Source organism: Nocardia goodfellowii (assembly GCF_017875645.1).
GTDB classification, from domain to species: domain Bacteria; phylum Actinomycetota; class Actinomycetes; order Mycobacteriales; family Mycobacteriaceae; genus Nocardia; species Nocardia goodfellowii.
Map to the genome: position 1 here is coordinate 1,514,597 of NZ_JAGGMR010000001.1, position 26,656 is coordinate 1,541,252.

The 26,656-nt window shown below is 67.7% G+C and carries 25 protein-coding genes; 12 read left to right on the forward strand and 13 right to left on the reverse strand.

All coding sequences use genetic code 11. The annotated features are described in order from the left end of the window. The first annotated feature begins 6 nt into the window (after positions 1-6). Positions 7-513, forward strand: coding sequence for a TIGR04338 family metallohydrolase (locus tag BJ987_RS06395; protein WP_209885585.1), 507 nt, complete (start codon positions 7-9; stop codon positions 511-513). 72 nt (positions 514-585) lie between these two features. Here the strand turns inward: BJ987_RS06395 and BJ987_RS06400 are convergent, their stop codons facing one another. Beyond that, positions 586-1,554 carry an o-succinylbenzoate synthase gene (locus BJ987_RS06400; protein WP_209885587.1) on the reverse strand — a complete coding sequence of 323 codons (969 nt, stop codon included), beginning with the start codon at positions 1,552-1,554 and terminating at the stop codon, positions 586-588. A gap of 60 nt (positions 1,555-1,614) precedes the next feature. After that, positions 1,615-2,784 carry a thiolase family protein gene (locus BJ987_RS06405; protein ID WP_209885589.1) on the reverse strand — a complete coding sequence of 390 codons (1,170 nt, stop codon included), beginning with the start codon at positions 2,782-2,784 and terminating at the stop codon, positions 1,615-1,617. 80 nt (positions 2,785-2,864) lie between these two features. On the opposite strand from BJ987_RS06405, the gene BJ987_RS06410 reads away from it, so the two are divergent. Both BJ987_RS06410 and BJ987_RS06415 read left to right on the forward strand, forming a co-directional pair. After that, positions 2,865-3,377, forward strand: coding sequence for a winged helix-turn-helix transcriptional regulator (locus BJ987_RS06410; protein ID WP_209897934.1), 513 nt, complete (start codon positions 2,865-2,867; stop codon positions 3,375-3,377). A gap of 61 nt (positions 3,378-3,438) precedes the next feature. Continuing rightward, the gene (locus BJ987_RS06415) at positions 3,439-3,765 is read left to right on the forward strand and encodes a hypothetical protein (RefSeq protein ID WP_209885591.1); all 327 of its coding nucleotides are present in this window, start codon (positions 3,439-3,441) and stop codon (positions 3,763-3,765) included. Positions 3,766-3,768: 3 nt separating this feature from the next. On the opposite strand, the gene BJ987_RS06420 is transcribed toward BJ987_RS06415, so the two are convergent. Next, positions 3,769-4,860 (reverse strand): ABC transporter ATP-binding protein, encoded by a 1,092-nt coding sequence (locus BJ987_RS06420; RefSeq protein ID WP_209885593.1) that lies wholly within the window; start codon positions 4,858-4,860, stop codon positions 3,769-3,771. 122 nt (positions 4,861-4,982) lie between these two features. Here BJ987_RS06420 and BJ987_RS06425 point away from each other — a divergent pair, with 122 nt between their 5' ends. From BJ987_RS06425 to BJ987_RS06435, 3 genes are all read left to right on the forward strand, one after another. Beyond that, complete coding sequence (locus BJ987_RS06425) at positions 4,983-5,777, forward strand: LLM class F420-dependent oxidoreductase (protein ID WP_209885595.1); 795 nt, start codon at positions 4,983-4,985, stop codon at positions 5,775-5,777. A 67-nt stretch (positions 5,778-5,844) separates the two neighbouring features. Beyond that, positions 5,845-7,641, forward strand: a complete 1,797-nt coding sequence (locus tag BJ987_RS06430) for an ABC transporter substrate-binding protein/permease (protein ID WP_209885597.1) — start codon at positions 5,845-5,847, stop codon at positions 7,639-7,641. A gap of 155 nt (positions 7,642-7,796) precedes the next feature. Next, on the forward strand, positions 7,797-8,093 hold the full coding sequence (locus tag BJ987_RS06435; RefSeq protein ID WP_245365842.1) for a hypothetical protein: 297 nt from the start codon (positions 7,797-7,799) through the stop codon (positions 8,091-8,093). Positions 8,094-8,149: 56 nt separating this feature from the next. Here BJ987_RS06435 and BJ987_RS06440 read toward each other — a convergent pair whose 3' ends face one another. The 6 genes from BJ987_RS06440 to BJ987_RS06465 all read right to left on the reverse strand — a co-directional run bounded on the left by BJ987_RS06440 (position 8,150) and on the right by BJ987_RS06465 (position 14,427). Continuing rightward, positions 8,150-8,569: a hypothetical protein gene (locus BJ987_RS06440; RefSeq protein ID WP_209885599.1), complete on the reverse strand. Its 420-nt coding sequence runs from the start codon at positions 8,567-8,569 to the stop codon at positions 8,150-8,152. 49 nt (positions 8,570-8,618) lie between these two features. Then, positions 8,619-8,975, reverse strand: coding sequence for a nuclear transport factor 2 family protein (locus tag BJ987_RS06445; RefSeq protein WP_209885601.1), 357 nt, complete (start codon positions 8,973-8,975; stop codon positions 8,619-8,621). A 130-nt stretch (positions 8,976-9,105) separates the two neighbouring features. After that, positions 9,106-10,377 carry a CHAT domain-containing protein gene (locus tag BJ987_RS06450; RefSeq protein WP_209885603.1) on the reverse strand — a complete coding sequence of 424 codons (1,272 nt, stop codon included), beginning with the start codon at positions 10,375-10,377 and terminating at the stop codon, positions 9,106-9,108. Then, on the reverse strand, positions 10,374-12,077 hold the full coding sequence (locus BJ987_RS06455; RefSeq protein WP_209885605.1) for a tetratricopeptide repeat protein: 1,704 nt from the start codon (positions 12,075-12,077) through the stop codon (positions 10,374-10,376). Before BJ987_RS06455 ends, BJ987_RS06450 begins: the two co-directional genes overlap by 4 nt. Continuing rightward, positions 12,077-13,084 (reverse strand): hypothetical protein, encoded by a 1,008-nt coding sequence (locus BJ987_RS06460; RefSeq protein ID WP_209885607.1) that lies wholly within the window; start codon positions 13,082-13,084, stop codon positions 12,077-12,079. Before BJ987_RS06460 ends, BJ987_RS06455 begins: the two co-directional genes overlap by 1 nt. After that, the gene (locus BJ987_RS06465) at positions 13,084-14,427 is read right to left on the reverse strand and encodes a hypothetical protein (protein ID WP_209897938.1); all 1,344 of its coding nucleotides are present in this window, start codon (positions 14,425-14,427) and stop codon (positions 13,084-13,086) included. Before BJ987_RS06465 ends, BJ987_RS06460 begins: the two co-directional genes overlap by 1 nt. Positions 14,428-14,577: 150 nt before the next feature. Between BJ987_RS06465 and BJ987_RS06470 the strand changes: the two genes are divergently transcribed. The 3 genes from BJ987_RS06470 (at position 14,578) to BJ987_RS06480 (ending at position 18,225) form a co-directional block, all read left to right on the forward strand. Beyond that, entirely contained in the window at positions 14,578-15,111 is a 534-nt protein-coding gene (locus BJ987_RS06470) for a lipoprotein LpqH (RefSeq protein ID WP_209885609.1), read from the forward strand. A gap of 75 nt (positions 15,112-15,186) precedes the next feature. Then, positions 15,187-15,981, forward strand: coding sequence for a hypothetical protein (locus BJ987_RS06475; protein ID WP_209885611.1), 795 nt, complete (start codon positions 15,187-15,189; stop codon positions 15,979-15,981). A 243-nt stretch (positions 15,982-16,224) separates the two neighbouring features. Next, complete coding sequence (locus BJ987_RS06480; RefSeq protein ID WP_209897940.1) at positions 16,225-18,225, forward strand: PhoX family protein; 2,001 nt, start codon at positions 16,225-16,227, stop codon at positions 18,223-18,225. Positions 18,226-18,254: 29 nt separating this feature from the next. Here BJ987_RS06480 and BJ987_RS06485 read toward each other — a convergent pair whose 3' ends face one another. Genes BJ987_RS06485 through ggh form a run of 3 tightly spaced genes read right to left on the reverse strand, consistent with a single transcriptional unit; the run spans position 18,255 to position 21,207 of the window. Next, positions 18,255-18,959: a glycoside hydrolase family 25 protein gene (locus BJ987_RS06485; RefSeq protein WP_209885613.1), complete on the reverse strand. Its 705-nt coding sequence runs from the start codon at positions 18,957-18,959 to the stop codon at positions 18,255-18,257. A 15-nt stretch (positions 18,960-18,974) separates the two neighbouring features. Beyond that, positions 18,975-19,823, reverse strand: coding sequence for a G1 family glutamic endopeptidase (locus tag BJ987_RS06490; RefSeq protein WP_209885615.1), 849 nt, complete (start codon positions 19,821-19,823; stop codon positions 18,975-18,977). A gap of 46 nt (positions 19,824-19,869) precedes the next feature. Further along, entirely contained in the window at positions 19,870-21,207 is a 1,338-nt protein-coding gene (gene ggh / locus BJ987_RS06495; RefSeq protein ID WP_209885617.1) for a glucosylglycerate hydrolase, read from the reverse strand. Positions 21,208-21,374: 167 nt separating this feature from the next. Between ggh and BJ987_RS06500 the strand changes: the two genes are divergently transcribed. From BJ987_RS06500 to BJ987_RS06510, 3 genes are all read left to right on the forward strand, one after another. Next, the gene (locus BJ987_RS06500; protein WP_209885619.1) at positions 21,375-22,073 is read left to right on the forward strand and encodes an SDR family oxidoreductase; all 699 of its coding nucleotides are present in this window, start codon (positions 21,375-21,377) and stop codon (positions 22,071-22,073) included. A gap of 144 nt (positions 22,074-22,217) precedes the next feature. Beyond that, positions 22,218-22,991, forward strand: a complete 774-nt coding sequence (locus tag BJ987_RS06505) for a polysaccharide deacetylase family protein (RefSeq protein ID WP_209897942.1) — start codon at positions 22,218-22,220, stop codon at positions 22,989-22,991. A 70-nt stretch (positions 22,992-23,061) separates the two neighbouring features. Further along, entirely contained in the window at positions 23,062-23,661 is a 600-nt protein-coding gene (locus BJ987_RS06510) for a Uma2 family endonuclease (RefSeq protein ID WP_209885621.1), read from the forward strand. 37 nt (positions 23,662-23,698) lie between these two features. Here the strand turns inward: BJ987_RS06510 and leuS are convergent, their stop codons facing one another. Further along, positions 23,699-26,542 carry a leucine--tRNA ligase gene (gene leuS, locus BJ987_RS06515; RefSeq protein WP_209885623.1) on the reverse strand — a complete coding sequence of 948 codons (2,844 nt, stop codon included), beginning with the start codon at positions 26,540-26,542 and terminating at the stop codon, positions 23,699-23,701. Positions 26,543-26,656 lie beyond the last annotated feature (114 nt).

Below are 26,656 nucleotides of genomic sequence, written 5' to 3' on the forward strand. Positions count from 1 at the left end.
TGTGCGATGAGTGTGCGTGACAGCCAGCGGGCCAAGGTCTATGACGCCGAACAATTGGTTCGCGGAGTCTTCGACCGTGCCGACGAATACGGCAGTCGCACCGTCGATCTCTACGGTTCCCAGATCACGCTCCCGATCGAACGCCGTTTCGCTTCGGTCGACTCCGTACAGGCCTATGCTGACAAGGTGCTCGCGCTCAATTGGGTACGGGCGCAATGGGATAGGGCCTCGGTCCCGGTGCGGGTCCGGTCGCGTGCCGGAGCGACCGCTGCCCACTACGAGGCAGCCGACGCGGTCCTGGCGGTACCTCTGCACACCGGCGGGACCGCGTGGGCATTACGTGAACTCGTGCTGCTGCACGAAATCGCGCACCATCTGGGTGCGGCTTCCGAAGCGGCGCACGGCCCCGAATTCTGTTCGCGCTACCTGGAATTGGTGGATGGGATCATCGGGCCGGAAGCCGCGCTGCTGCTGCGCGCCACTCTCCTGAACTGCGGCGTCCGCCTCAACTAGGGCTGCGGCCCGGAAGATCTGGCCGCCAACCCTGTGCGACCGTCGGCTGTGTCGACTCGGATTGTCGCTCGGCTACCGCTGCGACAGCAGGTGGACTCGATGCAGCCGGTCGTGCCACCAGGCAGTTCGTTCGGGGTCCGGGTGCCGGTAGCGGGCGAGGAGTTCCGGGTCCGGTGCCGGAGGAGTGCGCGGGACCGAGAGGTAGCCGTCGACCGGGCGCAGGGAATCGGCGACGACATCGCCCGCGAACAGGGCGGTGGTGCCCAGGCCGCAGGCGAAGTCGAGTTCGGGGAGCGCACCCGCCAAGGCGAGTTGGGCGGAGAGGCCGACGCTGGTCTCCAGCGCCGAGGACACCACGCAGGGGAGTCCTGCCGCTTCGGCGACCTGCAATGCCCGGCGTACACCACCCAGCGGCGTGCATTTCAAAACCGCGATGTCCGCGGCGCCCGCCACCGCGACCCGCAACGGATCGTCGGCGCGGCGAATGGATTCGTCGGCGGCGATTCGCACATCGACCTTACGGCGGACCGCGGCCAGCTCTTCGATGGTGCGGCACGGCTGCTCGACATACTCCAAACCGCCTGCCGCCCGATCGATCTCGTTGATGCGCGCGATCGCGGTGTCCACATCCCACACCGCGTTGGCGTCGACCCGAACGGCTCCGCCCGAACCGAGCGCGTCCCGCACAGCCTCGACCCGGGCGAGGTCTTCGGCCAGCGAATCCGGGTGGTCGGCCACCTTCACCTTGGCGGTGCGGCACCCCGACGCGGTGACGATCTGATGCGCCCGCTCCGGGTCCACCGCGGGCACAGTGCAATTGACCGGTATCCGGTCCCGCACCGGCTGCGGCCATCCGACGATGCTCTGCTCGAGCGCCGTCATCAGCCAGCCTGCGGCCTCCCGATCGTCGTATTCGGGGAATGGGCAGAACTCACCCCAGCCGAGCGGGCCGGGGATCAGCATCCCCTCGCGCACAGTGATCCCGCGAAACCGGGTGCGCATCGGAATCGCGTAGACAACGGGTTCGTCCTCGGCAGTCATCCCCGCCACCCTACGACCGCGCCGATCACACCCCGCCCGATGGCTGCCGCTTCCCCGGATTCAGAGGCGTTCGTAGATGGTGGCGTTGGCCAAACCGCCTGCTTCACACATGGTTTGCAGTCCGTACCGTGCGCCACGTTCCCGCATGGCATGGACGAGGGTGGTGGCGAGCCGCGCTCCGGAGGCGCCGAGCGGGTGTCCGATGGCGATGGCGCCGCCGTTGACGTTCACCCGGGTGAGGTCCGCGCCGGTGTCCTGGGCCCAGGCCAGCACCACTGGGGAAAACGCCTCGTTGATTTCCACCAGGTCGATGTCGGAGAGTTGAAGCCCCGCGCGCTGCAACACCTTCCGAGTCGCCGGGATGACGGCCGTGAGCATGAGCAGCGGGTCGTCCCCGGCGACGGCGAAGCTGTGCACGCGGGCCAGCGGCCGCAAGCCGAGTTCGCGGGCGCGTTCGCTGGTCATGATCAAGGTCGCCGCGCTGCCGTCGCTGACCTGGCTGGCCGACGCGGCGGTGATCTGCCAGCCGATTTCCGGGAAGCGTGCGGCCATGGTCTCGTCGTAGTAGGCGGGGCGCAGTTTGCCCAAGGTCTCGAGGGTGCTGCCGACTCGGATGCCTTCGTCGGTTTCCAAGCCGTTGAGTGGGGCGAGTTCGGCCGCGAACGAGCCGTTCTTCGTTGCCAGAGCGGCCTTTTCGTGGCTGCCGAGCGCGAATTCGTCGAGCTGGGTGCGGCTGAGGCCCCAGCGGGACGCGATCAACTCCGCGCTGATGCCTTGCGGGACAAGGCCTTCCGGATAGCGGGCGGCGAAGCCGGCGCCGGAGAAGTCCGCCGACCCGACCATGCTGGCCCCCATGGGGATCCGGCCCATCGATTCCACGCCGGCCGCGACCACGATGTCGTAGGCCCCGGAGATGACGCCCTGGGCGGCGAAGTGGATGGCCTGCTGGCTGCTGCCGCACTGCCGGTCCACCGTGGTGGCGGGTACGGATTCGGGGTACCCGGCGGCGAGCGCCGCCCGCCGGGCCATGTTCGCGCCCTGCTCACCGACCTGGGTGACGATGCCGCCGATCACGTCGTCGATCAGCGCGGGATCGATCCCGCTGCGGTCCACCACCGCGCGCAGGCTGTGCGCGAGCAGGTCCACCGCGTGCACGTCGTGCAGGGCGCCGTTCGGCTTGCCTTTGCCGATCGGCGTACGTACCGCCTCGACGATCACCGCGTCTCTCATGGTGCTGTCCTTCCAGAGCTGACTTTACCGTTCAATAGTCAGAGTACTCCTGGCAATAGTTGACACAAGTCAGGGTGGCTATGATGTACGCCATGGCAGCAGTGATGGAAGGGCGTCTGGCAGACCTGAGTTCGTGGCAGCCCACCGAGTGCTCGATCGCGAAAGCGCTCGATATCGTCGGCACCCGCTCGGCCATTCTCATCCTGCGCGAGGCCTATTACGGCACCCGCCGCTTCGACGGTTTCGCCGCCCGGATCGGGATCACCGACGCGGCCGCCGCCGCGCAACTGCGCAAACTCACCGCCGCCGGTCTACTCGAAAAACGGCCCTACCAGGAGGAAGGCAGGCGTACCCGGCACGAATACGTGCTCACCCAGATGGGCCGCGACCTGCTCCCGGCGGTGCTGGCGCTGATGCAGTGGGGCGACGCCCACCTCCAACCCGGGCCCGCCCCGCTACAACTCGTCGAGGCCGCCACCGGCAGCCCGGTACATGTCGAAGTCCGCAGCGCGACGGGCAACGAGATCGGGCTGGAGGAGTTGGGCGTCCGCGTCAACGACGACTGGGTGCGGGCCCGGCGCAAGCGGCAGTGACGTTGCGCACCTGAGTAATTTCCCGGTGCCGGGACCGGGCGGACATTGCCATGATGGAGGCATGCCGTACCAGTATCAGGAAGTGCAGCAGCCGAAAACGTGGGACGCGACCGTGAGCAAACTGCTCTACACGGCCGCGGCCATCATCGGCGGCGGCGGCTTGCTGTACGCCACCTTCGCGCTGATTGTCACCTACTTCCAGGGCGGCGTCGCGATCGCGGAAGTGCTTGCGGCGCTGGCGGTCTGCTGGGTCGCGATGGGGCTCATCCTGGGCGTGCCCCGGGTGCTGGGGCGGATGGCGCGGGAACGCGGCCGGTCCAGCCTGATCTGGGCGGGAGCCTCGTTGCTGCTGGTGCTGGCCTCGATCTCGATGTTCATCGCGGTCTGACGCTCAGTTGAGGCGACGCCCGTCGCTCGCGGAGAAGAAGTAGGTGTGGTCGGGCGTGGTGGCCAGCTTCAGCCGGGTGCCCTTCGCCGGCGGGTTCCGCCAATCCGCCCGGGCCACAATGATTTCGCCCGCGCCGTTGGTCACGCCGTCGGCCACGGTGCGGCCGTAGAGGTAGGCGTCGGAGCCGAGTTCCTCGACCACGTCGACCTCCATCTCGATGCCCTTGTCCAGGCCGCCGCCGATTTCCAAATGCTCGGGCCGGATACCGACGACCACCGAGCCCTCCGACCCGTCGACCACCGAACGCGGAACGGGCAGCGCGTGGCCGCCCAGCGACACCGTGCCGTCCGTCACCGGCAGCGTGAACATGTTCATGGCCGGGGAGCCCATGAATCCGGCCACGAACGCGTTGACCGGGTCCTGGTACAGATTCCGCGGGGTCGCGCACTGCTGGAGCAGACCATCCTTGAGCACCGCGACGCGGTCGCCCATGGTCATCGCCTCCACCTGGTCGTGGGTGACATAGACGGTGGTGGTGCCGAGCCGGCGCTGTAGCTGCGCGATCTGGGTGCGGGTCTGCACCCGCAGTTTCGCGTCCAGGTTGGACAGCGGCTCGTCCATCAGGAAGACCTGCGGCTGGCGCACGATCGCCCGGCCCATCGCGACCCGCTGGCGCTGGCCACCGGAAAGGGCCTTGGGCTTGCGGTCCAGGTACGGCTCCAGGTCCAGCAGTTTCGCGGCCTCCAGCACCCGGCTGTCCTTCTCGGCCTTGGCGACCTTGGCGAGCTTGAGCGCGAAGCCCATGTTCTCCGCCACCGTCATGTGCGGGTAGAGCGCGTAGTTCTGGAACACCATGGCGATATCGCGTTCCTTGGGCTCGGCGTGCGTGACGTCGTTCTCGCCGATCAGGATGCGCCCGCCGTTGACCTCCTCGAGGCCGGCGAGCATACGCAGCGATGTCGATTTACCGCAGCCCGACGGGCCGACCAGAACGAGGAATTCACCGTCGGCGATCTCCAGATTCAACTGGTCGACGGCCGGTTTGCCGGAGCCCGGGTAGAGCCGGGTCGCGCTGTCGAAGGTCACTGTTGCCATGCCGAAACCATCCCATTCACCGGCAGGAACGTGCCGGACGATCCGAGTACAGGGTTGGCTGGACTCTACAAGGTCCGCCCGGGATCGGTAGCCTCGTTCCGGAACTACGTGAGGAGACTCGGATGAGCAGGCCAGTGCGTATCGGTGTCCAGCTGCAACCGCAGCATTCCCCCAAATACGGCTTGATCCGCGACGCTGTGCTGCGCGCGGAAGATCTCGGCGTCGACATCGTCTTCAACTGGGATCATTTCTATCCGCTCTCCGGTGACCCGGAGGGCGCGCATTTCGAATGCTGGACCATGCTGGGCGCCTTCGCCGAGCAGACCGAGCGCGTGGAGATCGGCGCGCTGGTCACCGGCGGTGGTTACCGCAATCCGGATCTGCTGGCCGATATGGCGCGCACCGTCGATCACATCAGTGACGGCCGACTGATCCTCGGCATCGGCGCGGGCTGGTTCAAGAAGGACTACGACCAGTACGGCTATGAATTCGGTACGCCGGGAACTCGTTTGGCGCTACTGAAGGAATCGATGGCGCGAATCGACGCGCGGTTGAAGAAGCTGAACCCGGCGCCGGTGCGCGATATTCCGATCCTGATCGGCGGCGGTGGCGAGAAGAAGACCTTGCGACTGGTCGCCGAGTACGCCGATATCTGGCACAGCTTCGCCGATGTTGAGGTGCTGGCCCGCAAGAACGTCATCCTCGGTGAGCACTGCGCCGCCGTCGGGCGCGAACAGGCCGAGATCGAGCGTTCGGTGCAGTGGCCGGGCGCGGCGGACGCGCACGGGTTGCATGCCGCCGGTGTCACGCTGTTCACCGTGGGGGTGAGCGGGCCGGACTACGACCTGTCCGAGGTGGAGAAGGCCGTGCGCTGGCGCGACGAGGTGAATCCGGACGCCGTCACCGGTCTGGCCTAGATCGCGTGGCGCAACCCTCACCCGGGTAACTGGGTATTCGCGTGTGCCGCCGATAGGGTTGTCGGTCATGGCCAGCCTGCTTTTCGTGCGGTTTCGCGCGTTGATCGCCGTGATGTTGCTTGCTGTCGGTGTACTGGCGACGGGATGCGCGTCCGGTGACGACACCACCCGGGATCTGTGCTCGCCGCCCGGGTTGAGTGCCGCGTCGGCCGCACCTCAGAACCTGGCGTCCTCCCAGGCGGCCGGGCCGGACAAGTACACGACCGAGACGTCTGCGCCGCTGAACGCGATCGATGTCGGCAAGTTGGGCCTGATCACGCCGGGGGTGCTCAGCGTCGGCACCCTGTCGGACGCGCCGCCCAGTATCTGCGTGAATTCCGGTGGCCGGTTCACCGGATTCGACAATGAGTTGCTGGTCGCCGTCGCCGCGAAACTCGGTCTGTCCGTGCAGTTCTCGGGCACCGAGTTCGCCGGTCTGCTGGCACAGGTAGCGGGCAAGCGGTTCGATGTCGGGTCATCGAATATCACGACCACGACGGCGCGGCGCGAACTCGTCGGGTTCACCAATGGATATGACTTCGGGTACTTCTCGTTGGTCGTTCGCGACGACAGCGGGATCAAGACCTTCTCGGATCTGAACGCGGGCAGCCGGATCGCCGTCGTGCAGGGTACCGTGCAGGACGACTACGTGGTCAACACGCTGCGTCTGGATCCGGTGAAGTTCCCCGACTACAACACCGCCTACGCGAATCTGAAGTCCGGCCAGGTCGACGCCTGGGTGGCGCCGTCCGCGCAGGCCGACGGCGCGATCAAGCCCGGTGACGGCACCGCGGTCGTCCAAAACGCTTACAGCTTGGACAATTTCGCGGCGTGGGCGGTCGGCAGGAGCAACCAGCCGCTGATCGACGCGCTGAACAGCGGGCTCGACGCGGTGATCGCGGACGGCACCTATGCCCGGCTCTACTCCGAGTGGGTGCCGCGCCAATTCCCGCCGGGCTGGAAGCCGGGCTCCAAGGCGGCGCCGACGCCGCAGCTGCCGGATTTCGCCGCCATCGCCGCGGAGAACGCGGGGAACGCGCAGCCGGAACAGGCGGCCGCGCCGAAGTCCACCTTGCAGCAATTGCGCGAGACATTCTTCGATTGGTCGCTGTACCGCAAGGCTTTTCCCGATCTGATCAAGACCGGCTTGCCGAATACCCTGATCCTCGCGCTAGTTTCGGGCGTACTGGGCAGCATTCTCGGCATGCTGCTCGCGGTCGGCGGCATTTCGCGCACCCGCTGGCTGCGCTGGCCGGCCCGGATCTACACCGATATCTTCCGTGGTCTGCCCGCCGTGGTGATCATTCTGTTGATCGGCTTGGGCCTCGGCCCGGTCTCGCGCAACCTCACCGGAAACAACCCGTACTGGCTCGGCGCACTCGCCCTGGCATTGCTGGCCTCGGCCTATATCGGCGAGATCTTCCGCTCGGGCATCCAGTCGGTGGAAACCGGTCAGCGTGAGGCGGCGGCCGCGCTCGGCCTCAGCTACCGGCAGTCGATGCGACTGATCGTCATTCCGCAAGGGGTGCGGAAAGTGCTGCCCGCCTTGATGAATCAGTTCATCGCCCTGATCAAGGACTCCTCGCTGATCTACTTCCTGGGCCTGCTCGCCACGCAGCGGGAACTGTTCGCCGTGGGCCGGGATCTCAACGCGCAGACCGGAAATCTCTCGCCGCTGGTCGCGGCGGGCCTGGTCTATCTGCTGCTGACCATTCCGCTGACACATCTGGTGAACTACCTGGACCGTCGGATGCGTGCGGGCAAGCCGAAGGCGGGCCGGCCCATCGACCCGCTGGAACGGGCCACCGTTACCGAAGGGCGATAAAAGGCACCGCTCAGGCGATAAAAAGGCACCGCCTATCGGAATCGTTGCCGCCGATTGGTTAGCACATCCTGGGCAATCTGCACGGATGCGCATTCACTAATATGTTGTGGGTAGCCAGAACCACCAATTCGCTCAATGAGAAGAGGGAGATTCTGATGACCACAGCACACCTCGAGCACACCGCCCACGACCACGTCCACGGCCCCAGCTGCGGCCACACCGCGGTGCCGCACGGCGATCACGTCGACTACGCCCACGACGGCCACCTGCACCGTGCCCACGACGGTCACTACGACGAGTGCGAGCCCGCCGGCCACCGGCCCTGCGACGGCCACGACCACGTGCACGGCCCCGACTGCGGCCATCAGTCCGTCCAGCACGGCGATCACGTCGACTACGTGCACGACGGCCATCGCCACGCTGTCCACGGGGACCATTACGACGATCACTGACCCGGAAACGCGCTGACGCGGCACCGGTAGCCGGTGCCGCGTCAGCGCGTTTCAGGTCAGGAGGCTTTGCGGATTCCGAGGAATTGCAGGGCGGCGAAGGCGCCGACGGTGCCTGCCTGCATGACGGTCCAGACGGCGCCGACCAGGGTCAGGTCGAGGCCCCCGACGAACAGGGCGGCCAGGCTGAGCAAGACCCAGCCGGTGTTGAGTGCGGCGACGCCGCGAGCGGCGGTGGTGCTGGGGTGGGCAGGCCGGCCGATGAGGGCGACGGTGATGCCGTAAAGGGTGAGGAACACGCCGATGCCGATGCCGATGGTGCGGTCGAGGCCGAGCAGGTTCTCGATCGGGCCGGACAGAGCGAGGTAGGCCAGGCCGTTGACGCCGGTGACGACAGCGTCCAGGCGCAGGGACAGGCGCAGGAGTTTGGGGCCGGGAGCCATCAGGGTCGACATCGCGGTCGGGGCGGTGGTGGTCATGGCGGGGCTCTTTCTCGTAGAAGCAATGAGTAGCGGGTGTGGGTGTTCCTCAGGCGGCGGCGGGGACCTTGTCGAGGAAGCCGTAGACCTTGGCGATCTTGCCGTCGGTGACGACGGCGACGTCGAAGCCGACGACGATCGCGGGTCCGTCGGCGGGGCCGAGGTCCCAGGTGAAGCGGACCTGGTCGTGGTGGGCGTCGACCGGCCCGGCCAGGCGGAAGGTCCAGCCCGGGAACTGGGCTTGCACACCGGCGATGACGCTTTCGAGTCCGTCGTGGCCGGTGACGTCGACCATGGGATCGGTGTAGGTGGCGTCGGCGGTGAATACCCGGGCGATGGCGGCTTCGCGGGCGGCGGCGTCGGTGGTGTTCCAGGCTTCCAGGTACTGGGCGACGAGCTCGTTCATGGTGTCCTCCAAGGGCTTTGAGCTGGTAGTTCTCGGTTGGTGTTGCTGATGAGAACTACGTTATGGCTCGGGGAGGGTGCACCGAATCAGTCGCCTATAAGTACTTTTCCGACGTCGTTACCTATGTACGTCACGCGCGCTGAGTACTGATGGTGGCGAGTGCGCTCCACAGGATCGGGGAATGCTCGATCGCACCCGTGGTGCGCCACGAGTGCAGTCGACTGCGCTGCCAAGCGGTCAGTGCGTCCACCGGGTCGGTCCGCTCGTGGGCGTCGTCGACCGCGCAGATCGTGTCCAGCAGTGGACGCGCGTCGGCGCCCGCGAAGCGCTGGAAGGCGAGATCGGTGGGCAGCGGCCAGCGGGTCGCGGTGACGAGTTCCGCGCCACCGGCGATCATCGCGGCCGTCAATCCGAGGGCCTCGGTGAACCGCAGGTCACCGCCGCTCTCACAGGCGATCAGCGCGACCCGGCTGGGTATTGGCCAAAAATCCTGCCCGGCAACCGGTTCGGCCTCGAGGGTATGTGTGCCGAGCAGGAAGTCCTTGGCGGACAAGGGTCGATGGGCCCGGGTCGCGGCCGCGAACCCGGGGGATTCCGCGGTGCAGGCGAGGTGGAGTTCAGCGTTCTCGCTCTGCCCCGATTCCGGTGCGGCCGCGGTCACGTGTCCCACATAAAGCAGACGACTGGCACCCTTACGCAGCACGGTTCCGAGCCATTCACGGTCGAGGTCGGTGCGCCGGAACGCCTCGGACGCGCTGGCCACGTCCGGGGTGAAACGTTGCTGGGCAAGGTATTCGGTGATTCGCTCGGTCAGCGCGGACGGCCCGTCCATCCGCCCCAGCACCGATCCCAGGGCGGAGTCGGCCCGGAAGCCCGGTATGCGCGGATCGAGTACCCCGACCACGGGCAGATCCCGATGATCGTCCCAGCCGCGCGCGACGCGACCGGGCGCGCCCACGATGCTCGCCGGAGCCAGCAAACCGATATCCGCCAGATCGAGCAACCGCACTTCGGGCGCGGGCGCGACAATCTCCCACGGCACCTGCGCGACCCGAGGCGACGGCTGCAACCGGATCAACGGCCGAACGCCTCGCGCATGCCACTGGGCGAGCTGCTCGGCCAACCCCGCGGGCAACAGTGCCCGCGAAAGGTCCCGCGCCAGCAGGTATTCCGACTCGAGGCCGGCGAACGCCCCAGTTGTGAGCGCCCGCTCGAGCCCACCCGCTACCCCCGGCACAGGCAAAGCCGCAGCAAGCCGCGCAACCACCTCGTCGATCGCGGACCCCGGCAACATGCTCACACCCCCGGGAGCAACATGCCCATTCCAGCGCCACGACATATAGAGATCAGCGGCATCGGCCATCCGCACCACCACGGTGGGTCGCTGAGTTGCGCGAGTCATGCCGACACCTCGCGGCGATCGCGAACCGGTCGACCGTAGCGCTGTTCGGCGGCGGCGATATAGGGCGCGAGGGCGACGTGACCGTCCGGTTGGCGGACCAGGCGGGGCGGTAGGGATACCGGAAGGCCCTCGGCTGCGGCGACGTCAGCCAGTGCCGATGCCAGTCGGAGAGTTGTCACCGCTGGGCTCGCCGCGTCGGCCGGGAGGGGGCCGACTTGCACAGTAGGGCCGTCGGTTCGACGGGGCGCGAGGTCTTGATCCAGTGGCTCCGTACGCTCGCGGCGAGGAACCGTGGGTGTCGGCTCAGACCCGGCCGCGAACGCCCCCGGGAAATCCGTCTCGGCGTCGTCCGGGTCGATGGTCGCCACGATGCCGGGGTCGAGCAGATCGAGTGGCAGTTGCTTTGTTTCGGGATCGGGCGCGGCGATCACCTGCAAAGTCGCGCCGGCACACTGGGTTTCGATCAGATCCGCGAGCAGTTGCCCGTCGCCGCTCAGGTAGGCGAAACGGAAGGCCAATCGCATTGCCGGGTCGGCGATGCGAGTGTTCCACTGCCGGCGCTGATTGCCGTTCGGGAAGGTGTGCCGGACGGCGTCGATGGCGAGCGCGGAGGTGACGGCGAGGTCGGTGCCGGTCGCCAAAACCGCGGCGGGGTCCGTGACGTGATCGAGCAGCGACTCCAGTAGCAGGGCATGCCAGTAATCGATTTGGGCGCAGTGCAATCCGAGACCGCGTGCGGCGTAGGCGGTGTACGCGGCCTCCAGCAGGGCTTCGCCCTCGTCGATCCGCCCGTTGGCGTAGGCGACGGTGGCGAGTCGAACCTGGACGTCGGCCGCGTCCAGCACGGCGCCCGAGTCCCGGAAATAGGCGTACGCGCGGCTGTACAGCTCTTGTGCCTGTGCCAGGTCGTCGCGTCCTTCGGCGAGGAAACCCAGTGTCTTCAGGCCGATCCCGGCCCGATGACCCAGACCGGCCTGCTCGAAGTAGTCCTGGCTGGCCCGCAGCAGCGGTTCGGCTTCCTCGTGCCGGTTCTGTCGCAGATGCATGGTGGCCAGGTTCTGCCTGGTCTCGGCGACGGCGTTGACGTCACCCGCCGTCTCGAAGGCTGCGAGGGCCTGCTGAGCGAAGTCGAGGGCCAGCTCCTGGCGGCCGGATTCGAAGTAGGCGCCCGCCAGATTCATCAGGGGATGACCGGCCAGGTGCGGCGCGAAACGTACCGCCGCGTCCAAGGATTCGGTGGCGATCTCGATGGTGCGGGTCCAGTGGCCGCGATGGAAGGCGACGGCTGCCAGCGACAGCAGGCAGGACACGCGCAACATGCCCAGCTCGTCGCCGCTGTCGGCGAGCAGTGCGCGCGCCTGCTCCAGGGCGGCCTGTGCTTCGTCGAGTTCGCCGAGGTGTTGCAGCGCCTGCGAAAAGTTGATCAGTGCGGAGCAGCGCTTTTCCACCGCGTCGGCGGGGATTTCGGCCAGCGCCTCGCGGAACCAGGTGAGCGCGGTCGTGTGGTCGCCGAGTTCGTCGGCCATGCTCGCGGCGTTGACCAGGGCGCTGATCCGCAGTGCACCCGTGGTGGTCCGGGCGACCTCGGCGAAGATCCGCAGCGCCTCGGCGACATCGCCGCGCTGGTAGGCCGCGGCGCCGGGCAGCAATGCCGCGCGGCCGTCGTCCGGTGCTGTCGGCTGATCGGCGACGTCGTCCATCAGAAGTCCGAATCCGAGGCGGCGGCGGCAATTTCGGCGCGTAGCGGCGCATCGAACGCGTCCGTGCCCGGCGCGGCGGCGCGATGCAGCCGGGCCGCGGCGAATTCCCTTATCCGTCTGCGTATCTCCGGTCCGCCCCGGTCCTCGTAATCCGGTATTCCGATGCCGGGCAGGTAGACATCCACCGTGACCGGCTCCTCACCGGCGACGACTGTCTGCCCGACCCAGGCATCCCCGGCCAGCTCGAGTTCGATTTCGGCGGCCTCGGCGATCCGGGCCCGCGGCCGCAGGTGCGGTGGTACCGGCGCGGTGAGCCCGGGGGCGGCGACCACGCTGACCCGGGCGATGGTGAGGCCGGACTCCCGGGCCAGCTCCCAGGACACCGCCTGCTCCGAGGCGTCGAGCAGGCCGGGTGGGCAACCGCGCCAGTCCCAGCCGCCGGTACCGCGATCGAGCATCAGGACGTTCCCGCGTGCGTCCACACCCGCCGCGAGGGCGTAATCGGATTGCCGGACAGCGACATTCGCGCTGATCGGCGCGGTCATCGGCTGACCCGCGTCGGCTCCGTCGACGATCATCTCGCACTGCTCGGTGAGCTCGGCGATCTCCGCTTCGAGCAGCCCCGGATCGAGTGCGGCGATGCCGTCGAGGGCGGAGGCGGGCCACCACCGGGCCGCCCAGTGCGCGTATCCGAGCCGCCACGCGTGGGCGATCAGCCGCGGCAGTTCCGGACGGGCCGGAAAAGTGAGGCGGCCGCCCGGATATTCGGCCAGCGCCAGCGCCACCGGCTCGCCGTAGACCGCCCAGAGCCATTCCTGGGCGCTATCGGGGTCATCGATCACCGCGGCCGGAATGGCCTGGCCCGACAGCACGCTCCAGGTCAGGTGGCCGCCGAGCACCTCGAGCACCATCACATCGTTGTCCGGCGCGCCGTCGAGCACGGTGGGCGCGTGCGGGGGCACGATATTCAGTAGATCGCCGGTGCGGAACAGCGAGACCTCGGTCATCAGCTCACCCTCGATTCCAGCGAATCGACCTCGGCGGCAAACGAACTCGCGCTGAGGGCCTTCTTCACCCGCGCGCGATGATCCAGGATGACCGACCGCGCCACCCCGTCGAGCAGATCCCACAGTTCGCCGGGATCGAATACCGGGAACTCCCGGACGTCGCGGCCGTGCAACCGCACCCACAGGCGGCGCAGGTACGGCTGCCACGGTGTGCGCAGCTCGGCGGCGATGGCGTCCAGTGGATTCGCCGACGACAACTCCGCGTTCGGATCGACCACGAGCCGCCGGGCTTGCAGCACATAGGATTCCCGCCGCCAGCGTCCGTTGATCAACCGCAGCGCCGTCGGTTCCTCGGCCTCGGTGCCCAGCCGGCGCAGTCCGCTGCCGGTGGGCGAATTGATCGGCGCGAACTCCACGGCCAGGGTGGCGCCCGCCGCGGCGGCGACACGTAGTGATTCGTCCAGCAATGCCCACGGGGCGCAGCTGCGGGCGACCTCGGAGGTCACCAGCTCCGGAATCTCGGGCAGCTCAGCACGTTCGGTGGATGCCTGCAGCACCGTGAACACGCGCTCATAGATGGTGCGATCCAGCGGCAGACCGAGGGCGGCGGTAGAAGCGGAGGATCCGATCTCGGGCGCACGCGGCAGCGGATGGGTGGTGAGCCCGAACCGATTGGCGCGAGCCGCGGAGTGCCACAACGTGATTCCCGAATGCGCGCCCGCGTGCGCCGCGATCAGGCTGTCGAACAGATACTGCCCCTTGCCGTTCCCGGTCCCGACCCGGGCGCCCGCGGCTTCTTCCAGCAGCGCCGCCAATGTCCGCGTGTGGTCCACCGCGGGCGCCGCGCTGGACGGTCTGCGCCGCCAGGCGACATCGACGAGCTGGGCGAGCTCCGCGGCTCGCCCGGCCGCGGCGAGGTGCGCCTTCAAAGCCTGGGTCGTGCGCCCGGCCGTGAATTCGTGGATCTCGCGCAATGCCGATTCCGCTATACCACGGTCCCGCACGGGATTCGGCGTGCCCGAGGTGGTGGCCAATTCGAAACACCGTTGGAAATACAGGTCCTGCGGGTGTCCCTCGGTGATCCGCATCGCCCGCCGCACCTGCTTGAGCAAGGTGAACCAGGCCGCGGTGGCCCGCAGCACATCCGCGCTGGCGTGCACCCGGGTCGCGAGCAGCGTGGCGCCGTCGGCGGTGACCAGTGGCCCCGCGCAACTCGGATGCTGCACCGGCCGGATCACCAGCGGATCCAGCAGCAGCTTCACCGTGCGGCGCAACGGCCCGCCCTGTGGCCCGCTGAGCGCTTCGACCCCGTCGAGCTCGCGCCACACCTCATCCAGCACCATGGCGCGCGGTCGTCGCATTCGACCAGGTTAACGGAGTTTTCCGGAATTCGGACGGCGCAAACCTGGGATCGGTAGGGCGCGAATCGTTTCTACCTTTCTCTCAACGGCACCGACAAGGGCCGGACCACACGAAAGACAAAGGAAGAAACCATGAATATCAAGACCGCCGCCGCCGTCATCGCCGCCACTTCCGCTCTCGCCCTGGGCCTCACCGCCTGCGGCGACGACGCCAAGAGCAGCAGCCCGGCCCCCGCCGACAAGCCCGCCACCTCCGCGGCCCCCGCCCCGGCTCCGGCCGGCGGCAAGTCCGCCGCCGCCGTCGACGGCAAGGCGCTCGCCGCCTCCTTCGAGACCACCTGCGCCAAGCAGGGCGACGTGATCGCCCTCGCGCTGACCGACAACAACAACGCCGCACACGGCCAGCTCACCGTCAGCGCCAGCATCAGCGGTGACACGGTGCAGGCGGTCGGGATCGCGGGCAGCAAGGGCGGCGCCAACGGACTGCCCTACGCCGTCGGCTACGGCAACGGTCAGCCCGGCGGCTCGGCCAAGCTCGTCAAGGACGGCAACACCTTCAAGGTGACCGGCGAGGGCGTCGGCACCCCGGACATGACCAACCCGATGGCCGGGGCACCCGCCGCCAAGTTCGACATCACCTTCGCCTGCTCGAACATCATCGGCTGATCACCTTCCTCTTACCCGAAACCCGCGCTCCCGCAACAGTTGCGGGAGCGCGGGGCACACCTTCAGGAGCAACCCATGCGCAGCAAAGCCCGTGCCGCCGCCCTCGTCTTCGGCGCCTTCGCCTTCGGCTACTACCTGTTCCACGGCCTCACCGCCGACACCTCCGACCCGTTCGCCATGCCCTGGGTAGGGCCGCAGATGGCCCTGCCGATCATCGCGCTGACCCTCGTACCCCTCGTCTTCGCTTTCACCGGCGAAGGCATCCTGCAAGCGCTCACCGGCAACAACAGCTCCGAATTCCGTCACGGTCTGCTCGGCATCGGCACTGTGAAGTCGTTCCACCACACCGGCGTCACGGTCAACGATCAGCCGCAGGTGCGAATCGACTTCAGCGTGGAAGGTGTGGACGGCAAGGTCTTCGACTCCACCGCTCGCATGATCGTGCCGCTCACCGAACTCGCCCTGCTGCGCCCGGGTGTGGTGCTGCCGGTGCGGTACCTGCCGGAGCGCACCGACAAGGTCGAGGTCGACATGTCCGGTGACGCCGCTCAGGCGCAGCGGGCGATGAACGAGTCCATGATCCGCAAGGGCGTCACCACTCCGGCCAAGCTCGATATCGCCGCCCGCGGCGTGCCGGCCCAGGCGGTCGTGCAGTCGCTGTCGGTGCCGGGCGAAATTCGCAACGGGCACTCGCGCATCGACCTCGGGCTCATCGTGACCCGCCCCGACGGCAGCACCTTCCGCACCCACACGGAGAAGTTCCTGCCGCCCACGATGGTGGGCAATGTGCAGGTCGGCCGGATCGTGCAGGTGCACTACCTGCCCGGCAACGAGCGGGAGGTGGTGCTGTCGCTCCCGGTCAACGCGTGAACCGCCGCACGGCCCGCCCTGAAGTCCCATAATCCCGGTGTTCGCCAGTACAACTGGTGTGCGCCGGGATTCTTGCGGATAGACAGCAAACTGAGGGTTACCTAATTGGTCGCCCGTTCACCTTTTCGTTTCCCGTGGCTGGTTTCCGCGGTTTAGCGTGCGCCCGACAGCTCGAGTTCAGGAGTTACCGTGAAACCGCTCGCCCTCTTCGTCAAGCACGACGGCCAGTCGTCGCGTGCCGCCATGACCTGTGAATACAAGTGCGGGAACGCGTGCTTCCACGAGGTGCCCAACACTTCCACGGGCGCCTACTTCGGCGACATCGTGAGCTCGCTGAACCGTCGCGGCCTGATCAAGGGCGGGGCGGCGGCAGTGCTCGCGGTCGGCGCGGGTAGCGCGCTCGCCGCCTGCGGTTCCGACCAGCCCGCCGATCCCAGCCCCGCGGCCGCGGGTACGCCCGGGACCGGCACGGCCTTTACCGCGGTGGCTCCGAACACCGAAGACGCGGTCGTGGTGCCCGAAGGCTATGAGCAGGGCGTCGTAATCCGCTGGGGCGACCCGATTTTCGCCGACGCCCCGGCCTTCGATTTCGAGAAGCAGACCGCCGCCGCGCAGGCCCGGCAGTTCGGCTACAACAACGACTTCGCCGCCCTGCTGCCGATCGAAGGCCAGGCCAATTCCTACCTGCTCGTGGTCAACCACGAGTACACCACCGCCCCGAACATGTTCCGCGGCTACAACGAAGACGCGCCGACACCGGAACAGCTCGCGATCACCATGGCCGCGCATGGCCTGTCGGTCGTGGAGGTCAAGGGCGAATCCGGCACCGGCAAGCTGACGCCCGTGTTCGGCAAGTACAACCGGCGCATCACCGCGACCACCGAGTTCACGCTGACCGGCCCGGCCGCAGGTAGTGCCCTGGTGAAGACCTCCGCCGATCCGGCCGGTACCAAAGTGCTCGGCACCATCGCCAACTGCGCCGGTGGGCTGACTCCCTGGGGCACAGTGCTTTCCGGTGAGGAGAACTTCAACGGCTACTTCGCCAACAGCGACAAGGTGACCGATGCCGCCGCCGCGCCGGGCCTGAAGCGCTACGGCTTCACCGCCGGCAAGACCGCGAATCGCTGGGAACTCAGCGACAAGCGTTTCGATCTGGCGCAGGAACCCAACGAGGCCAATCGCTTCGGCTATGTCGTCGAGATCGATCCCTGGGATCCCGACTCCGTGCCGGTGAAGCACTCCTCGATGGGTCGCCTCAAGCACGAGGGCGCGAGCATCTATGTCACCGCCGGCGGCGATGTCGTCTCCTACACCGGCGACGACGAGCGCTTCGACTACATGTACAAGTTCATCTCCAAGCGCAAGGTGCAGCCCGGCACCGGTGCGGCCAGCCGACGCAGCAACATGGCCATCCTCGACGAGGGCACGCTGTATGTCGCCAAGCTGACCGGCGACCACCCGGCCGCGATCGACGGCACCGGTAAAGTCCCCTCGGACAAGGGCTTCACCGGCACCGGCCAATGGATTCCGCTGCTGGAGACCGGCGCCGACGGCAAGGGCAAGTCGTTGGTCGAGGGCATGACCGCGGAAGAGGTCGCGGTGTTCACCCGGCTGGCCGCCGACAAGGTCGGCGCCACCAAGATGGACCGGCCGGAGGATTTCGAGGCGAACCCTTACACCGGCAAGGTGTACGTGGCGCTGACCAACAACAGCAACCGGGGCAAGGACGGCCAGGCGGGCGCGGACGAGGCGAACCCGCGCAACCTGAACAAGAACGGTCAGGTCCTCGAGCTCGACGACGACCACACCGGCACGAAGTTCACCTGGTCGCTACTGCTGGTCTGTGGTGACCCGAAAGCCGCCGACACCTACTTCGCCGGTTTCGACAAGACCAAGGTCAGCCCGATCTCCTGCCCGGACAACCTGGCCTTCGACCCGTACGGCAACCTGTGGATCTCCACCGACGGCAATGCGCTGAAGTCCAACGACGGCCTGTTCTCGGTGGTCCTCGACGGCCCGAATCGTGGTGAGACCAAACAGTTCTTGACTGTTCCGCGCGGCGGCGAAACCTGCGGTCCGGTGATTACCGAGCAGCGGGTGCTGGTCTGTGTCCAGCACCCGGGCGAAGCCGACGCGCCCACCCTCGACAACCCGATCTCACACTGGCCCGACGGTGGCGCGGCCCAGCCGCGCGCGGCGGTCGTGGCGGTGTGGCAGCAGGGTGGGGCCCGCATCGGCGTCTGATCGCCGCGCCGGACCGGCGAACGCTCGGCCTACATATTGGCGAAGTGCGCCAGATCGCCCTGGGCGCCGCTGTATACGTTGAGATCGACCGGTGCGGGAATGCCCGGGATGACGCCGCTGTCGGTGGTCTGCCAGAACGTCCAGGCCGGCCACCCGCCGGGCACTTCGGGTTCCGGGTTGCCGCGGTAGTCGGCGATCCACAGCGGGTACCGGGTGAATCGATTCGTGTCGGCCATCGCCGTCTTCCAGAAGTTGGGATAGGTGTAGATGATCGGCACCCGCCCGGTCATGGCCTGCACGGTGTTCAGGTAGCGCTGCGTCCAATCGATGAGCTGGTCCGGGGACAGTCCGCCGGTGGTTTCGAGATCGAGCACCGGCGGCAGGTCCAGCGGGCCGTTCTGCCCGAGCACCACGGTCGAATACAGCGCCGCCTGCGCCTCCGGCGGCAACTCGGGGTGCGCGTAATGGTAAGTGCCACGGGCGACTCCGGCCATTCGCATGAGCACGCTGTCGCTGACGAAGTGCGGATTCACATAGTTCAGGCCCTCGGTCGCCTTGACCATGGCGAACTCGTAACCCGAGCGCCGGACCGCGAACCAGTCGATCAGCATCTTGTTGGGATGCTGCCAAGAGGACACGTCCGGGCCCTGCGGCGCGGCCGCGGCCGGGGGCGCGGTGAGGATGCCCGCCAACGCCGTCAGAGTTACCATCCAGCTCGAACGCCTGGTATCCATAACGCTCGACGATAGCTATCGGCTCTGATTGCGCTGCGGGCGGGTGTCGTTCAGCACACCCGGCGGCTGCACGATGGTGAACGACTCGTCCCGCAACGGGCCCGGTTCGATCGGCGTGCAGGGGCTGATGGTCCAGGTGCGCACCTCGTAATCGCCGAACGGCCTCCCGTCGGCGGTGACCTCGGTGAATTCGACCGGCGTGAAATCCGGTGCGTTACAAGGGATGGTCTCACCGACCGCGAGCGCGAGTTTCGGGGTGATGCCCGGGAGCCGCACGGTGGTCTCTTCGGTCCAGTCGGCGGTGACATTGGTCAGGACCAGCCGGTAGCTGTCGGCGCCGTCCCAGCTGACTGTGGCGTGCATGACATCGCCGGGGGCGACGCTCGGGTCGGTCCAGGCTTCGGGCGACTTCTGCTCGCGCAGCGAGGGCACCTCGAAGAAGCTGCCGTATTCGACGACGCCGAGCGCGCAGGCGGCCGCGGAACCGGTCTGGATCAGCGTCATATCCTCGCCCTCGCCGCCGACCAGGCCGACCCAGAAACTCATGTGCGGCACAAACTGGGTGACGGCCAGGCCCAGCGGGTTGGCCAGCATGCCCGGCGTCCGACCCAGCGCGGAGCCGGTGCCGATCATGTTCTGCAGGCCGCCGGTGAGGCTGGCGAGCGCGTTGCACGAGATGGTCGGCTGAGTCCAGCTGGCGGTGACGGAAGTGATCGGCGCCTGATCGGGCGCGGTCACCGAATAGCCGCTGTAAACCTCGGAGACCTGCGGCTTCGCCGCGGCGGAGGGGATGTGCAGCAGCCCTGCCCCCAGAACTGCCGCGAGTGGCACGGACAGGAGGAATCGCGCAGATCGCTTGACCATAGCGGGAGTGTATGACCGAATTATCCGGCGGGCGTGGACCCGCGCGTCACCCCAGCCAGTCCAGCACCGATGCCGCGGTCCAGGATTGCTGCATGCTGCCCAGCGGCTCCCCGGTGAACGGCTCGTAGTACTCGGCGAAGCTGCCGTCGCTGGCTTGCCGCAGCCCCTCGGCGCGCAACATGAACGCGCGCTCCGCCCAACCGCGGCGGGCGAACACCCAGGAGAACAGCCAGCTCATCACCGGCCAGACCGGACCGCGCCAATACTCGCGCGGCCGGAAATCCTTCGACACCGGCGAGGTCGACGGGGGCAGTGCGTAGCGGAGGTCCGGGTGGCCGCAGTAGCTGGGTCCCTCGAACAGGCGCAGCAGGCTGCGCTCGGCGGCGCGGGGCAGACCTCCGCTGATCAGCGGTGCGAAAACCGCCAAAGTCTCGGTGTTGATGGGCCGTTGCAGGCGAACGTCGAAGTCGCGAGCGATGCCGGTGCGGGCATCGGCGGTCGCGACGACGCCCGCGCGGAACCGGTCGGCCCAGGTGTAGAGATCGCGCACATCCGCCAGGGGTTGCTTGTACTCCTCGCCGATATGCGCCAGCACCTCACAGGCCAACGCGAAGATCGCGGTGACGAACACGTCCTCCACCGCGAAACTCATGGTCGAGGCGAGCTGATAATCGTCGTAGCCGGCCCGGCGCATCTGCTCGACCAGCCACAGGTAGCGGTCGTATTCGCGATTGCTGGGACGCTGGGTGGGATCGGGGACGATCGCGGTGTCCGCGCGCTGGTACGGCGGCAGGACGCCGGGAACCACGTTCTCGTAGGCCCGGTCCCAGCGCGGCGAATTGTCCATCCCGGATTCCCAGCCGTGATACAGCGTGATCCGGCCGGTCTCCTTCGGATCGCGGGCCTGGGCCAGCCAGCGGTGCCAGCGCACCAGGTCGGGCCAGCGCCGATTCAGGAACTCCTCGGCGACCGCGCGGGTGCCGCGGCCGTGCCGGCGCGAATGATCGAGGATGCGCTGCACCGCGATGGCGTGCACCGGCGGCTGGGTGATGCCGGAGGTGTCCGGGCCGTCCGGCGCGTTCGCGGCGAGTTTGCGGCACTCCCAGCGGGCCGGGCCGGGAAAGTAGCCGTCGACGCCGTTGGCGAAGACGATGTGCGGAATCATCCCGTTCTTCCACTGCGCCGACAGCAGGGTGTCCAGCTCCATCACGGCGCGTTCCACGCTGAGCGGGGCCAGACCGACCGCGACGAAGGCGGCGTCCCAACTCCACATGTGCGGGTACAGCCGGGGCGCGGCGCTGGTCATGGTGCCCAGATCATTGCCCCGCAGCAGATAGGCGGCGCGGGCCGCGAGCTGAGTGGGAGTGAAACCCGGGTGAGCCATCCCCCTATTCTGCGGTGCCACCCGCAGATACGCCCGTTCGGACGTGTCCCGAGTCCCCGGACTGACCGGCAGATGTGCGGCTGATCTCACACGAGTGCATCGACGGCCCGGCGCCGGGCGCTACGGGTTACCCCCAGGTTTGTGCAGAGCCACTACGGTGGGGCTCCATGACTACCGCCGTGACCAGTCTTCCGAAACCGACCGCACTGATCACCGGCGCCAGCCGCGGGCTCGGCGCCGCCATCGCCCGGGAACTCGCGCCGGCCTACGAACTGCTGCTCGGCGCCCGAACCGCGGATTCGTTGCGGCCGATCCTGGCCGAATTGCCCGAGGCCACCGGTTGGCCCGTGTCGTTGACGGACTATCCCGCTGTGGCCCAAGCGGTTTCGGAGATCGAACGGCTCGATGTGCTTGTTCACAACGCCGGCGTGGCCGACCTCGGGACCATCGCCGAGTCTTCGGTAGAGCAGTGGCGGAATACCTTGGAGGCCAACGTCATCGCGGTCGCCGAACTGACGCGCCTGCTGCTGCCCGCGCTGCGCCGGGCGAACGGCCATGTGGTGCTGATCAATTCGGGTGCGGGGCTGCGCGCCAACGCGGGCTGGGCGTCCTACGCGGCGAGCAAGTTCGGGTTGAAGGCCTTCGGTGACGCACTGCGCCTGGAGGAGCCGCAGTTGCGCGTGACCTCGATCCACCCCGGCCGCATCGACACCGACATGCAGCGCGCGATCATCGCGGACGAGGGTCGCGAGTACCGGCCCGAGGAGTTCCTCACCCCGCAGACCGTCGCGTGGACGGTGCGCAATGCCATCGACACTCCGCGCGACGCCCATCCCACCGAGATCATCCTGCGCCCATACAGCTGACCGGATCCGTGCCCCGGAGTTTTTCGCGCCTACGCGCGTGGGATGCGGCTCCGCGGCAGCGATCGTGGTCTAGAGTGCCGACCGTCGAAGTATGCCGACTACCACCGAGGTTGGGGATACGTGGACCGACGACAGTTGCTGACCATGCTCGCCGCCGGTACCGCGGTGGTGCTGACCGGCTGTACCCGGGCCGAGGGCGAGCCCCTGGAATCCGGTTCGGCCGGCGGCCTGCCGAGCCTGCCGAACCCCTTGCCGGTCACGCCGCGCCTGCCGCCCCCGCCGATCGGACCGAAGACCCGGATCCCGGCGCAGACCATTACCGCGCTGCCCGGTTCGGGCACCAGCATGGCTCTCACCGTGGATGACGGCGCCAGCCCCGAAGTGGTCGGCGCCTATATCCAGTTCGCCAAGGACACCGGTGCCCGCTTCACCTTCTTCGTCACCGCGCACTACGACTCGTGGTCCATCCACCGAGACGCGTTGCGCCCCCTGGTGGATTCCGGTCAGATCCAACTCGCCAACCACACCTGGAGCCACGCCGACCTCACGGCCATTTCCGCCTCGACTGTCGCCTACCAACTGGAAGCCGCGAAAACCTACCTGCGCAACAACTTCGGCACCGACGGCACGCCCTACTATCGCCCCCCGTTCGGTCGCCACAACGGCACCGTCGACCGCGTCGCCGCCGACCTCGGCTACACCGTCCCCACCATGTGGTACGGCTCCCTCTCCGACTCCGGCGTGATCACCGAGGACTACCTGATCGAATGCGCCCATAAATACTTCCACCCGCAAACCATCATCATCGGCCACGCCAACGCCCCCGCCGTCACCCACTGCTACGGCCAACTCGTCGACATCATCAAAGAACGCAACCTGTCCATGGTCACCCTCGACGACGTACTGCTCCCGCCGTAGGAAGCATCCGGCAGGTCGCTCGCCGACGCACTGATGGCCGAGCATGGGTTGGCCTGCAATGATGGCGGGCATGAGCGCTCGTGGCGAGCAACCCGAACTGCGTTTGACGGCCGAGGAATTCGCTGCTGGGCGCGCGGATGATCTCGGCGACATCGAAATCGTCGACGGGCGCGTCGTGCGAATGATGGCGCAGAGTCCCTTGCACAGCCGAGTGGTGCGGCGGATGGCGGGATTGCTGGAGGCCGCGCGCCGCCCCGGAGGGCCGTGCTTGGTGGTGGATTCCGATGTAGCCGCCCGATTCGCGGACGCGGATGCGGCCGCCGAGGATCGGCGGTTGAACATCCGCTATCCCGACATCTGGATCCGGGATTGTGAGCCTTACGACCTGAACTCGGTACGTGACCACATCCTTTTGATCGTCGAAGTGACCTCCGAATCGACCATCGATGTCGATATCGCCGATAAGCGCGTCCAATACGCGACTGCCGGTATCCCCTGTTACCTCATCGTCCGGTTGGATCAGAAGGAAGAACGAATCGAGGAGATCGAAGAGTATCGGCTCGATTGGTCCGGCCGTCGCTATCGAGCACACGACGTGCACCGCCGGGTATTGCTGCTCGACGAACCGGTAGAGGCGACAATCCCGTTCGAGGTACTGGAACAGGCGTAGCCGGCGTCCCCGCGGTGGGACGCCGGCCGGTAGTCCGCTAGGCGACGATATTGATCAGGCGGCCCGGGACGACGATCAGTTTGCGGGGGGCGGCGCCGTTCAGGGCGGCGGCGATCTTCTCGTCGGCCAGGGCGGCCGCTTCGATGGTGGCGTTGTCGGCGTCGGCCGGGACCTGGATGCGGCTGCGGACTTTGCCGTTGACCTGGATCGGATACTCCACCGTCTCGTCGACCAGCAGCGCCGGGTCGGCGACCGGGAAGGGGCCGTGCGCCAAGGACTCCGGGTGACCCAGGCGCTCCCACAGTTCCTCGGCGATGTGCGGGGACAGCGGGGCCAGCATCAGGATCAGCGACTCCACCACGTGGCGGGGTGCGCCCTGGGGATAGTTCTTGGTGAGGTGATTGGTCAGCTCGATCAGCTTCGCGCCCGCCGTGTTGTCCCGCAGCGCCGCGTAATCCTCGTCCACACCGGCGATCGTCTTGTGCAGCAGCCGCGTGGTCTCGTCCGAGGGATCGTCCTCGGTCACGCGGATCGCGCCGGTCTCCTCATCCACCACCAGCCGCCAGACGCGCTGCAGGAAGCGATGCGCGCCCACGACATCCTTGGTGGCCCAGGGCCGTGAGGTGTCCAGCGGACCCATCGCCATCTCGTAGAAACGGAAGGTGTCGGCGCCGTACAGGTCGCACATGTCGTCGGGGGAGATGGCGTTCTTCAGGGATTTGCCGATCTTGCCGTACTCCTGGAACACCTCGATCTCGGTGCCGGTCGCGTCGATCCAGAAGAACTTGCCGTCGCGTTCGACGACATCGGCGGCGGGCACGTACGCGCCGCGCGCGTCGGTATAGGCGAAGGCCTGGATGTAGCCCTGGTTGAACAGGCGCCGGTAGGGCTCGCGGCCGCTGACTTCACCCAGATCGAACAGCACCTTCTGCCAGAACCGCGCGTACAGCAGGTGCAGCACGGCGTGCTCGACACCGCCGACGTACAGGTCGACGCCGCCCGGGTCGTCCGGGCCGTGCTCGGCAGGGCGCGGGCCGACCCAGTAGGACTCGTTCTCCTTGGCGCAGAACACGTCCGGGTTGGTCGGGTCGGTGTAGCGCAGCTGGTACCAGGAGCTGCCCGCCCAGTTCGGCATGACATTGGTGTCGCGCCGGTACAGCTTCGGACCGTCGCCCAGGTCGAGTTCGACATGCACCCAGTCGGTGGCCTTGGCCAGCGGCGGGGACGGCTCGGAGTTCGCGTCGTCCGGGTCGAAGGTGACCGGCGCGAAATCCGCCATCTCCGGAAGTTCCACCGGCAGCATGGATTCCGGCAGCGCGTGCGCGGCCCCGGTCTCGTCGTAGACGATCGGGAAGGGCTCGCCCCAGTAGCGCTGCCGGGCGAACAGCCAGTCGCGCAGCTTGTACTGCACGGTGCCCGCGCCGTGCCCGTCCGCTTCCAGCCGGGCGATCATCGTCGCCTTGGCCTCGTCGACCGAAAGTCCGTCCAGGTACTCGGAATTCACCAGTTTGCCGTCGCCGGCGTAGGCCGCCTCGTGCACGTCGCCACCGGCGATGACCTCGACGATCGGCAGGCCGAAGGCGGTGGCGAAATCCCAGTCGCGCTGGTCGTGACCGGGCACGGCCATGATGGCGCCGGTGCCGTAGCCGCTCAGCACGTAGTCGGCGATGAACACCGGCACCTGCGCGCCGTTGGCGGGGTTCACCGCGTACGCGCCCAGGAAGACGCCGGTCTTCTCCTTGTTCTCCTGGCGCTCCAGATCCGATTTGGCCGCGATCGACTCGCGGTAGGCCGCGACGGCTGCCGCGGGGGTGGCGCTCGCGTTGGTCCAGCGCGGGTCGGTGCCCGCCGGGTAGGCGGCGGTGACCAGCTGGTCGACCAGCTCGTGCTCGGGCGCCAGCACCATGTAGGTGGCGCCGAACAGGGTGTCGGGGCGGGTGGTGAACACCTCGATCGGACCGGCGGCCGAATCGAACTTCACCTGCGCGCCGCGGGAACGGCCGATCCAGTTGCGCTGCATGGACTTCACGTTGTCCGGCCAGTCCAGCAGCTCCAGATCGTCGACCAGGCGATCGGCGTAGGCGGTGATGCGCATCATCCACTGCCACAGGCGCTTACGGAACACCGGGAAGTTGCCGCGCTCGCTGCGGCCCTCGGCGGTGACCTCCTCGTTGGACAGCACCGTGCCCAGACCCGGGCACCAGTTGACCACCGAATCGGTCTGGTAGACCAGGCGATACGAGTCGATCAGCGCGGACCGTTCGGCCGCCGACATGCTCGCCCACTCCCGGCCTTCGGGAGCCGGCCGCGCACCACTGGCGAACTGGGCTTCCAGCTCCGCGATCGGCCGGGCGCGATCGGCCTCCTGGTCGTACCAGGCGTTGTAGATGCGCAGGAAGATCCACTGCGTCCACTTGTAGTACTCGGGGTCGGTGGTCGCGAACGACCGCCGGCGGTCGTGGCCCAGGCCCAGCCGGTCCAGCTGTCGCTGCATGGTGGAGATGTTCGACATGGTGGTGTCGCGCGGGTGCGCGCCGGTCTGCACCGCGTACTGCTCGGCGGGCAGGCCGAAGGCGTCATAACCCAGCGCGTGCAGCACATTGCGGCCCTGCATGCGGTGGTAGCGCGCGAATACGTCGGTGGCGATGTAGCCCAGTGGATGCCCGACGTGCAGGCCCGCGCCGGACGGGTACGGGAACATGTCCTGGACGAACAACTTGTCGGCGGGCGTCTCGCCGGACAGCGGCCCGGTCGGGTTGGGCGCGTGGAAGGTGCCGCGTTCCGCCCAGTTCCGCTGCCACCGGCGTTCGATGCGGCCCGCGAGATCGGCGCTGTACCGCTGCTCGGGTACATCGCTTTCATTGACACGGTTGTCCTGCATGTCCTGCCTTCTTGTGCTCGCCGATCCCCGACAAAACCGAATGCGTACCAGGGTAGAGCCTGCGGCGCGCAGGACCGAAAAACAGGTCGCGCGGCTCGGTGCGATACCCTGGCC